This window comes from Streptomyces sp. SID3212, from assembly GCF_009865405.1.
Taxonomy (GTDB): Bacteria; Actinomycetota; Actinomycetes; order Streptomycetales; family Streptomycetaceae; genus Streptomyces.
Map to the genome: position 1 here is coordinate 1 of NZ_WWJY01000776.1, position 424 is coordinate 424.

1 pseudogene is annotated in these 424 nt (G+C 80.0%); it reads right to left on the reverse strand.

Annotated features, from left to right (window positions below):
* Nucleotides 1-424: pseudogene (locus tag GT042_RS23300) on the reverse strand (adenosylcobinamide kinase/adenosylcobinamide phosphate guanyltransferase); the annotation flags it as partial.

The following is a 424-nucleotide window of genomic DNA, read 5'->3' on the forward strand; positions in this document are numbered from 1 at the left end:
GTCGGGCACCGCCCGCGCGCCCGCCGCCGCGAGCCGCCGGTCCAGCTCGGCGCCGGGCGGTACGTCGTGGTCGAGGTGGACGGCGACGATGTCGGTGGACGCCCCGATCGCCCCGCTCGCCCGCAGCCGCGCCACTGCGTCGGGCCGGCCGGTCACATCGGCCGCCACCAGGTCGTACGGAGCTGTCGCGTCCCGGCCGGAAGTGTCCGGGAGCCCGGCGGGCGCGCCGCCAGGCGGCAGGTAGAGCAGCCGCTCGCCGCCGGGCGCCGTGACCTCGTACCCGGTGCCGGGCGCGTCCATCGCCAGCGCCCTGACCCGGTGACCGCCCAGGAGCGTCAGCACCCGCCCGTCCGCGACCCGCCCCGCCGCCGGCAGCCCCGCCGGCAGCTCCACGGCGGGACCGTCGTGCGGATGGGTGAGCAGG